This window comes from Tsukamurella sp. USMM236 (assembly GCF_037148755.1).
Lineage (GTDB): Bacteria > Actinomycetota > Actinomycetes > Mycobacteriales > Mycobacteriaceae > Tsukamurella.
In genome coordinates this window covers 1-223 of sequence record NZ_JBBCSS010000032.1, presented here as the reverse complement: position 1 = coordinate 223, position 223 = coordinate 1, and the positions used below count along the sequence as shown (strand labels likewise).

Sequence of the window (223 nt, the reverse complement as noted above, 5' to 3'; positions counted from 1 at the left end):
TCGGCGCGCGTCACGCGCCACCGCCGTAGGCAGGAAGCTCCAGCAGCCACGAGGCGAGTGTCTGTGCGTTCGGGTGGGCGTGCAGCTCCTCGAAGTCCTTCTTGTTCGGACCGTCGATTAGGCGCAGCACGAGAGCGCGGGTCTGCTGGTTAAGCTTCAGAAATGTCTCCAGGTCGGCATCCTTGTGCGGCCACTTCAGCCAGTCGGTCACCTCATCAAGGGA

At 63.2% G+C, this 223-nt stretch carries 1 protein-coding gene; it reads right to left on the bottom strand.

Features of this window, described 5'->3' with window-relative positions:
- Positions 1–10: 10 nt before the first annotated feature.
- Positions 11–223, bottom strand: a 213-nt coding sequence (locus WFK95_RS24740; RefSeq protein WP_336672303.1) for a hypothetical protein, incomplete at its 5' end; no start/stop codon positions are given.